Origin of the sequence: Aquibacillus rhizosphaerae, assembly GCF_030282825.1 — a bacterium.
GTDB classification, from domain to species: Bacteria; Bacillota; Bacilli; order Bacillales; family Amphibacillaceae; genus Aquibacillus_C; species Aquibacillus_C rhizosphaerae.
The window spans coordinates 1-9363 of record NZ_JASTZU010000056.1; the positions used below are offsets into that span (position 1 = coordinate 1).

Sequence of the window (9363 nt, forward strand, 5' to 3'; positions counted from 1 at the left end):
ATGCGCACATACTTCGTTTCATCCGTTAAAGCTAGATGTGCGTATTCATCATTAGGTTTTGCTGATATAGGCATAGAGAGCCAGTTTTTAGGTTTAGGATTTTTCTTTGTTGGTTTAGCACCCCAAAGGATGGCACCTTCTGCAAACCTCAATCCCGTTTTATTCGATTTATTCTCTACGGAAATATCATCTGTGCTATTTTTAAAGTGAACTTTTTTCGATTTACCAAAATGAAGTTTCTCCACTGCCTGAAAGGCTCTGGTTGCAAGCTTTTGCGCTTCAAAACTTCCAATGTGTTCTCTAAACTTTTGTTGACTAAACTTCACAAAACGATGTATTCCATATTCGGAAAATCCATAGGTTACTCGAATAGCTGCAAGTTGGTCATCACGTTCCTTAGACTTATTTTCTTTAAGGAGTTTACGATACTCTTTATCCGACTTTACAGCTCTATGTCGCTTTAAAGCCTCCCCTAGGCAAGAATTATAGACCATTCTAGCCATCTTTATTTTCTTTTCCAAACGATGTTGTTGCCAAGTTGGCAGGTGTAGAGGAAATTCAATTGTATACGTTGGTGTGGTGTTTCTTGCCATAGGTTTTAACTCCCTTCTAATTCTTTTTCTTTTGATTTTCGACGTATCGTTTGATGGTTTCACTAGAAACATTACCAGCAGTGGACACAAAAAACGAACGAGTCCAAAGGCTTTCCAAATGTTGAAGGTGAGGGAACTCCTCTCTTAGTTTTTTGGACGTGAATCGCTTGATTTTTGCCATGATATCCGAAGGACTTTGTTTAGGAAGCGAATTTAGAATCATATGCGTATGATCCTTATCACATTCAATAGCAATAACTTGAATTTTCCATTTTCCACACACTTCTAGCACCAATTCTTTGAAACGTTTTTCTATATCTGCCCGGAGAAAAATCTTCCTTCTATAACGGGGACAGAAAACAAAATGATAGTTTATTAATGAAACGGTTGTGTTGGTTCTTCTATAGTTATTCATATGTACAATTATATCAGTATTTCGACAAAACTGCTAAAATTACGTAAAAAAAATGAACGATTCAAATACTTGAGGCACCACAACCTTCGGTTACTAAGTGGTACCCCGTATTTGACCTCTCTTTCATCCCACACCTAAAGGAGTGGGCTTTATGTTCGGAAAGTCTGTAAATAATATTGTATTAATTCCAACAGCTTTCGCAGGGACTATATCTTTTTCATAATCATTACCTATCATTATACATTCATCAGCATTGAGATTTAAATTTCGGAGTATTTTATTAAAGAATTCTAGGTTCGGTTTCGTTACCCCTAATTCACGAGATGTAAATAACTGATGAAAATATTTCATTATTTCTACTCTATTTAAAGCTTCTTCCATTAACTCTGCAGTAGATTCACCAGCATTTGAAGCTACACAACATCTGTATTCTTTGCATGCCATTTCCAGTGCTTTATTGATATCTGGGACAGCTTGTACTTCCTCCCAATAGGCCATAGGACCTTCAAATTGTGGAAAATCCCACATAAGAGTATCTCCCCAATCGAAAATTAAGGCTTTTATTTGCAGTGACATTACTACTTCTCCCTTCTTGAACTCTAGATGAAAAATCAGAAAATGTGATCACCTATTGAAAACCACCACACATATTTATTCTTTTCACAGAACAATTAAATAAGTTGTTTCGCATTTTTTTGACAATCATCAAGAAATCTTTGTTCATATTATATTGAAGTATTAATTTCCACCGATTTTAACTGTTTTACATAAGAACTATAATAAAGGAATAGTAGTATTTTATAAGTACCTATACCTTAAGAGTTTCAACATTTATATTCCATCTTCAGAAACTCAAATGTGCTATTATTTGTATATTGCAAAAATGTCTCTACATCTTTAAAGCCAACTTTTCTGTATAATTTTATCGCTCTTAGATTAAATGTTGCCACTGACAATGTGATTTTTTCAGGATTATATTCTGTTTTAATAAAGTTAATAGATGATCCCAAAAATTTCATTCCATTGCCTTTTCCAGTTAAATCTGGTCTCATCCCTAAACCAATATCACAAGTTCTGTCGGTAACTTCACTTATACTAAAAAAAGCAACCAATTCATTTTCTTTTATTACAGCAAACGTTGAACTTCCTCTTTCTTCTGGGTTTAAAAATTCGTCTAAATCTTCTTTATCAGCTTCAAGATCATAAAAAGAATAATCACCATCATAGTGCCAGTTAAATGCAATATCTTCTGCTTGTTCTTGTGTCAAAACTCTAAATTCATATGTCATATAAATCCCCTTCGAATTTTAAATAACCCGTTAGTCGTATGAACGCACTTCTAATCTAGCATTGTATATCATGTTTCTGGTTAATTATCTAATTCTCCGATAACCTAATAGTATCAATTTTATTGTCGATTCAACAAAAAAACACTGATTCTTATTAATTTTAAAAATCGAATCAGCATTCCATTAATTCATATCATTATTTTCGTAAAATCTTCTCCATCTTTTTCCCTTTTGCTAACTCATCAATCAGTTTATCCAAATAGCGAATTTCCTGCATAGTTGGTTCTTCGATGTCTTCCACTCGGACACCGCAGATTACACCCTTAATCAAAGCACGCGAAGAATTCAGTTGGGGAGCTTCGGCAAAGAAGGTCTCAAAGTCTGTCTGTTTTTCCAGTTGCGCTTCTAAATCTTCCTGGTTATACCCTGTCAACCAACGGATAATTTCATCGACTTCTGTTTTCGTCCGTCCTTTTTTCTCAGCCTTCTTTACGTAATGGGGATAGACACTAGCAAAACTCATTGTATAAATTTTATGTTTGGTCATCATACATTCTCCCTTACAAATAATAGTTCGAAATAGTCTGCTTCAAACGTTGTGCACATCATTTAATCATCTGCCGTAAGTAACCAAATTCGGCTGTTTCCTTTCAAAATCAGAGTCTTAGCGAGCCTCGAAAACCTCTTGCGCCATAGTAGGATTCTGCTCCATTGTGGTACACAAAGACCGTGTCGTAGCGACGATCACAAAAGAGAGCTCCACCAAGTTTTCTAATATTTTCCGGTGTTTGCACCCAGCTCGACGTTTTCAAATCGAAATTTCCAAGTTTCTGCAACTCTCGGTATTGTTCTTCTGTCAAAAGTTCTATGTCCATATATGATGCCATATCGATCGCATTGTTTTCAGGTTTATGTTTTTTTCTTGATTCCAGCGCTTTACGGTCGTAACAAACACTTCTCCGACCTTTAGGACTTTCCGCTGAACAATCATAAAATATGTATTCGTCTCTGTCTTTGTCATATCCTACAACATCCGGTTCACCGTCAGTGCTTTCCATTTCATTAAGGGACCACAGTTTTTCAGGATTAGCATCCAGCTTCGTTTTAATTTCATTCCACTCAAGACCTTTATGCCGGTTCATATTTTCCTCAAAACGGGCTTTCAATATTCCAAGTAATTCATCACTTTGTTCTAGTGATAACTTATTTTTATTGATTTTTGTCATGTTAGTTCCCACCTCACTCACAAAATTTAAATTATAAAAATCTAATAGAAATCATGTAATCTCAGTTTACAATACAAAATTTATTTAATCCATGCTATGACAATCTGGCTGACACTAAATAGCTTTCGCTGTAATTAGAAATCGATGTTGTTTCACATCAAAATAGCCATCTCGCTCAATCGTTTGGTGAATGATATATAATTGTTTTATGTAATGATCCATCTCAAAGTCAGGTACCTGCCAAGGGATTGCTTTCAAGTAATAGATTAGGGCACCAAGGTCATAAAATCTTTCTACAGGGTACTCTTCCTTCTTATCAAGAATCTCAAAGCCTTCTTTTTTAATTTCATCTAAAGCGAATCGCAAATTCCAATCGACAAATTCGCTATTAAGTGGAGCCTCTAATTGTTCATTAATATGAGATGAATTTAACCCACCCACCTGTTGGGTGATGAAAATACCACCTTTAGCTAAAACCCTTCTTACCTCTTTCGGTGAATAAGATTCATGCTTATTAATAATTAAATCAAATTGGCTCGTTTTAAATGGAAGTCGGTCATCTTTCTCAATCTCGAAAACCTTTATCCCTAATGGTTCTAAACGGCTTTTTGCTATTGTTACATTGGGCTTGTAACCTTCTGTCGCAAATGTAAGTTCAGGTAACGGATGCAGCTTTGATAATAATTCACCACCACCTGTTCCCATGTCTAATAACGAATTTGCTTTCGGAATATGATGATTAACGATACTTCCATAAGACCAAGTTAATAACTCACTTCCAATTCGACCAGTATCTGTTATATAAGAAAAGTCCCAACCAGAAAAATCTTTTTCATAATCTTTTATTAACGATAAAAATTTTTGATCATACATGTTTATGCTCCTTATTATTAGTAGGAAGCAGGGGACGGTTCCTTGCTTCCAATATATTCATAGCCACATCAGAGCCACAACAGACACTTATCAACCCTCTCACGCGGTTTTCCAGCTAACAAGTCTCCGAAGAAGATGTTATTTCCTCTAATTCTTTTTTTATGTTCAACCGAAAATCTTTATCTTTAAGAAATTTCAACTGAAAACCATTTAAATTCCTTGAAAGTTTCTCTTTTTCTAAAGGAGTTAAATTATTCGAAAAAAATGCTATTTCAGTTTTATTTCCATCTTTATCTGTTGCATACATTGAGTTTGTTAGTATAAAGGCAGTAGATCCACCTTTTTGCCCTGCATGTTTAAGCCATGTTTGATTAGTAGGGTTTTCCATTAACTGCTCCATAGCTGGATCAAGGAAATGATGCATTTCTTGACTAAAATATGTTTTGCTATTTAGTTTTTTCATTATTGAGATGTAATTTTCTGAAGTAGAACTAGGTAGGCAATCCGACCAAATTCTTTCTATGGATGGGTTAATGTTGTTTGAGATTTGCTTTTTGTCACGCTCTGTTAATGGGTGTTGAAGCCAATTATTATGTATGTCGAGAGCAAGATTACGATATTGAATCATATCCATGCTTTTCATTGCTTTGATCGTCTCTTTTTTTGTAAACTTCTTATTATTTATTAAGTAAGTTGGAATGGCTATTGAACTTACGATTGGATATATATCATCATGGTTATGTAGTTCTAATTCTACTAAAAGGTTGTTTACATTTTCAACTCCCAACACACTTAACAAATATTCAGTATTGGCATTTGAACTAAAGCCAATCATTCCTTTTGCTACTTCACTAAGTAAAATATTGTTGAAATCAAAATCTTCTAATCTAGAAAGTGTGTCTAACCATGCATCGTGTGCACCACCGTCAGTCTTTGGAACATAAAATTGGTTTAATTCTCTTAAACCTACCGTACTATTTGGATCAATCATCCCTTTTGATGCCTGTCTTGCATATTCAATTGCAATAATTATCTTAACTGTACTCGCAAGCGGAAGTTTCTTGTTTGAGTTTACACTGACCCAGTTTTCACCATTATAACAAATAGACAGTGATGCTTCTTTAGACCCACCTTTTTCCTTAATAAAACGTTTAATATAATCGGAATCTTCTTTGTTTACATTCTTATTAAACATCCATATTCCGATACCAATAAGCAGTCCAAATGCTAGTATAATGCCTCCTATTATCCATAATATTATCTCCAAACAAAAACCTCCATTTTTCAAAATATGTTTTAACCATATACGTAAACTACCATCTCATTAGAAGGGGATTTATCTACTGTTTACTGGTCCTGCGTAGGAAGGTAACCCCTTAGGCAAATACCTTATCCCTTAAAAACTTTCTTAAATATAGGATATACAGAGCACCTATAATTGAACAAAGGGGTGAATTTTATCTTAAAGTAAAGCCACCCAGTTGTTTAACAACTATTTAACCTACCTAACTTAACAGTGAAATTTTATTTTACAAAAAAGTAAAGATCGTTACTTTAAATCTGATGTTCCTCTCTTTGTATTAAAATATCCCGTTAGTACATAACGTTATTAATATGTAATCAGTTGTGACTTGAAATTCTCTCGCATATTTCATCTGCAATTTTAGATACCGAAAGAGTCCCATCCAAAATAATGTCGGAATTTGGTTTAATCGTTTTTAGCATCTCAAGATAACCCCGTCTCCCTTGTAAAATGTAATTTTCCATCTCAACATTATTTTATCGTTAGAACTATTATTAAAATCTCTAAGTATTCGACGTGCCATCGCAATATCCAATGGAGTCTCAATAAACACTGTAAAGTCAATCATTTCACTTGTTCTAGAGTGTTTATTAGCAAAGGGAAAGTCTAAAAAAATGTAATCTAAAGTTTCAGTAAGTAACGCTTCTAAATCTCTAAGAATCGGATCCAAGTTCCATTCATCATAATTAGCTCCCTTATCAACCCAATCAATTATGTCTTCAGGACCATCAAAATCGTAGTCATCAAAAAAAGTGTTTTAGAATTTTGTAATCTTTCATTTAAATGTTTAGCAATAGTTGTTTTTCCTCCTCCAGAGACTCCAGAAATAGCAACAACTAATGGTAGATTCTTTTTCATAACGTTCCACTCCTATTCTCAAATGCTCTTCTTCTACTAAACTGCGTGGTTACTTTAAGCATAAATATTCACATTTAAGGTTACCTTAACATAAAATTCCATTTAGACTTCTTAGTGTCCAATATAAAAAGGTCATTATTTTGAAGGCTTTTTAGTCCAGTATATTCACTTCATAGTTATAAGTTATTTCATCATCTAATTTTGATAATATTTCATCTAAGTCAAATAGTTGTTCCGTGTAGTGTACACCCGGTGAATATTTATTTTGGATTAACTTATTTCCTATTATCGAAGCAACATTACCTGTTATCTCTGTATTATTTGAACCTAATAATACCGATTCAATAGTTACTTCTTCACCTGAAATTTCTCCAAACACTTCAGCTTTTATTAAATAATCATTTGATCCGATTTTTAACCAATCGAAAATATGTAAAGCTCCAACAAATATTTTCGCGAAAAGTTTTTTAAAAAACTTGTAGTTTAAAAGCTTAAAAACACCTAACTTTTTTAGTATTACTAATTCATTTGTTATAAAAGCGGAATCATAGAAAAATCGAGAAGATACATTTTCTAATTCGAGAGTTTTAGAGACAATATATTGGTCAGCAAGATCAAATCTATAAGCTTTCCTTTTACCATATTTCTTAGGTAATTCTACATCTTTACCTTCCGTGAAACTACCTACTTTTCTTATTTCTCCATTTTCAAATATCGAATATTTATTATTAATATTATTTAGCAACCATTCTACTCCGTCATTTCCATGCTTTTCACCAATCCCAAGCATTAGATAAATATCTGTTTTGATAACTTTATCAAATTGAGGAATTATTTTTTTCACTAATAAATTAGATAAACCAGGAGCTAAGCCTACTCCTAATATTAAAGTTGTTTGTGATTCAAGTGCTTTGGTATTCAAGCTTTCAATTTTTGATAATATATTATAGGAAGGGGATATATCTATATAATCTACTTTATTTTGTATACACTTTTCAACAAAACTAGTATCTTTTTGGTCAAGGCACATTATCACTAATTTTGTTTTTTTAAATACTTCATGAGTTACATCCAAGTTATAAATATCTATTGCCAGAGGTAGAATCTTTCCATTCATTGACAGGGAAAAGTTTTTTGCCTTTTCAAAATTTCTACCAGCAGCAATAATTTTTTCAGGATAAATGTGAGACAAAGTTTTACAGATTACACTACCTACTTGACCATATCCACCGATTACTAAAATATTTTTCATTCGATAACCTACCTTCTTATAGTCCAAACGTTCTCCCGTTAATTTAAGTAGAACTATACACATATTAATATTAACATAAAATTCCAATATTTCTTCAAACACAAAAATAGAATCGCCATAATCGACGACCCCTTACTTGAACCTTATTGTACTGAAAAAGTACAACCAATAACACCTTTAGCAGTATAATTTGATTACCTTGAAAGACAAAGATCTTAATGATTTACTTAATTATCGAATGTTGGCCTCGTTGTTCAAAAAACGGCTTAGCTGTAATACTTGCTTCCGTATCAATTTGCGAAAGATTCAATTTTTTTGCATCAGATTCAAGCTTATCTAGCTGTAACTATTGAACTTGGTAGTCTTTAATCGCTAAAACCAACTAATTTATTATTTATTTTAGCAACAAATGTTATATTTTCATCTAATATTTTGCTCTAAGTACCCACTCTAGATTCCTTTTCATCAATAGGTGCCCAAGCTTCCAATTGTGTTTGGAAGTAGTATTTTGGATATATGGAATGTACCGTTTCATAAAACAAAGAAACAATCGCTTCAGTATCATTTTTTTGATAATTTATAATCTTCACGTTTCTGTTATTCCTCCAATAAATTAGGATGACCTTTGAATCTTTCACTTCTTACCTTTTCCACTAAACTACGATTTAACACAATAAGCAGCTACACATTCAAAAACTCCATTTTTAAGGGCTCTATACTGAATGTGGTGGTGTCCTCAGTCCTATCAAGGGACAAAACAAAAACAAAAAAATACACTCATTCCCCTCTCTTTTGTTAACCTAAAGTTGTTGAGACAAAAGGAAAAAGGAGAGGGAAAGAGTGCAAAATCATTTTATCATAGAAATGTTAGGGATTAAAGACAAGCATGTTGATGTATGGGATTTCAGTGATCAATCCGACTATTTGTTGGTGGAATTGCGGACAAAAGTCAAAAAACAGAAGTGTCCGTTTTGTAGTACGAAAACGAAACGTGTTCATGGTTATCGCAACCAGAAAATCCAGGGATCAATTATGTCTAATAGATCCTTGAAAATTTCCTTATGCAAAAGACGATACCTCTGTGTGAATTGTAACCATACCTTTTACGAAAAACTACAGATGGTGGATCGCTATCAGCGGTGTACAAATGTGGTGCAGACGACTGCGTTAACTTATACGGCTGTTGGTTCTTTTACTACTGCAGCTCAGTTAACAGGGATGACGACAAATCGATTATTGCGCTTATTTAATCGACATAAAATCGAAACTACAAAAGTTCTTCCGCGAGCTATATCTATTGACGAATTCAAGGGTGATGCAGGTGGGGAAAAGTTTCAAACCGTCATCGCAGATGTAGAGAATAAAGAAATTGTGGATGTGTTATCCGATAGAAAAGTAGACACAATACAGTCCTATTTACAGTCCTGTGATACCAGTAAGACGGAGATTGTGGTGATGGATTTGTCAAAGTCTTTCAAGCAAGCTGTACGTAAGGCATTGGGTAATCCATTAATTATTGCTGACCGGTTTCACTTCATGCGCCAAGTGTATTGG

10 protein-coding genes and 2 pseudogenes are annotated in these 9363 nt (G+C 33.7%); 1 reads left to right on the top strand and 11 read right to left on the bottom strand.

From position 1 onward, the window contains the following. The 11 genes and pseudogenes from QQS35_RS16885 to QQS35_RS16935 all read right to left on the bottom strand — a co-directional run. Positions 1-593, bottom strand: a pseudogene (locus QQS35_RS16885) (RNA-guided endonuclease TnpB family protein); the annotation flags it as partial. 16 nt (positions 594-609) lie between these two features. Continuing rightward, the gene (gene tnpA / locus QQS35_RS16890) at positions 610-1008 is read right to left on the bottom strand and encodes an IS200/IS605 family transposase (RefSeq protein ID WP_285933402.1); all 399 of its coding nucleotides are present in this window, start codon (positions 1006-1008) and stop codon (positions 610-612) included. A gap of 123 nt (positions 1009-1131) precedes the next feature. Next, a complete protein-coding gene (locus QQS35_RS16895; protein WP_285933403.1) occupies positions 1132-1584 on the bottom strand; it encodes an HAD family hydrolase in 453 nt (150 codons plus the stop codon). Between the two features lie 248 nt (positions 1585-1832). Beyond that, entirely contained in the window at positions 1833-2297 is a 465-nt protein-coding gene (locus QQS35_RS16900; protein ID WP_285933404.1) for a GNAT family N-acetyltransferase, read from the bottom strand. A 196-nt stretch (positions 2298-2493) separates the two neighbouring features. Then, complete coding sequence (locus QQS35_RS16905; RefSeq protein WP_285933405.1) at positions 2494-2844, bottom strand: DUF2200 domain-containing protein; 351 nt, start codon at positions 2842-2844, stop codon at positions 2494-2496. Positions 2845-2953: 109 nt separating this feature from the next. Further along, entirely contained in the window at positions 2954-3523 is a 570-nt protein-coding gene (locus QQS35_RS16910) for a DUF4256 domain-containing protein (RefSeq protein WP_285933407.1), read from the bottom strand. Between the two features lie 114 nt (positions 3524-3637). After that, a complete protein-coding gene (locus QQS35_RS16915; protein ID WP_285933408.1) occupies positions 3638-4396 on the bottom strand; it encodes a class I SAM-dependent methyltransferase in 759 nt (252 codons plus the stop codon). A gap of 115 nt (positions 4397-4511) precedes the next feature. Beyond that, positions 4512-5663 (bottom strand): serine hydrolase, encoded by a 1152-nt coding sequence (locus QQS35_RS16920; RefSeq protein WP_285933409.1) that lies wholly within the window; start codon positions 5661-5663, stop codon positions 4512-4514. A 353-nt stretch (positions 5664-6016) separates the two neighbouring features. Continuing rightward, a pseudogene (locus tag QQS35_RS16925) lies at positions 6017-6557 on the bottom strand (hypothetical protein). A gap of 151 nt (positions 6558-6708) precedes the next feature. Continuing rightward, the gene (locus QQS35_RS16930) at positions 6709-7809 is read right to left on the bottom strand and encodes a saccharopine dehydrogenase family protein (RefSeq protein ID WP_285933410.1); all 1101 of its coding nucleotides are present in this window, start codon (positions 7807-7809) and stop codon (positions 6709-6711) included. Positions 7810-8246: 437 nt separating this feature from the next. Then, positions 8247-8399 carry a GNAT family protein gene (locus tag QQS35_RS16935; RefSeq protein WP_285933411.1) on the bottom strand — a complete coding sequence of 51 codons (153 nt, stop codon included), beginning with the start codon at positions 8397-8399 and terminating at the stop codon, positions 8247-8249. Between the two features lie 250 nt (positions 8400-8649). Here QQS35_RS16935 and QQS35_RS16940 point away from each other — a divergent pair. Then, positions 8650-9363: transposase (locus tag QQS35_RS16940; protein ID WP_285930212.1), on the top strand; the 714-nt coding region annotated here is incomplete at its 3' end.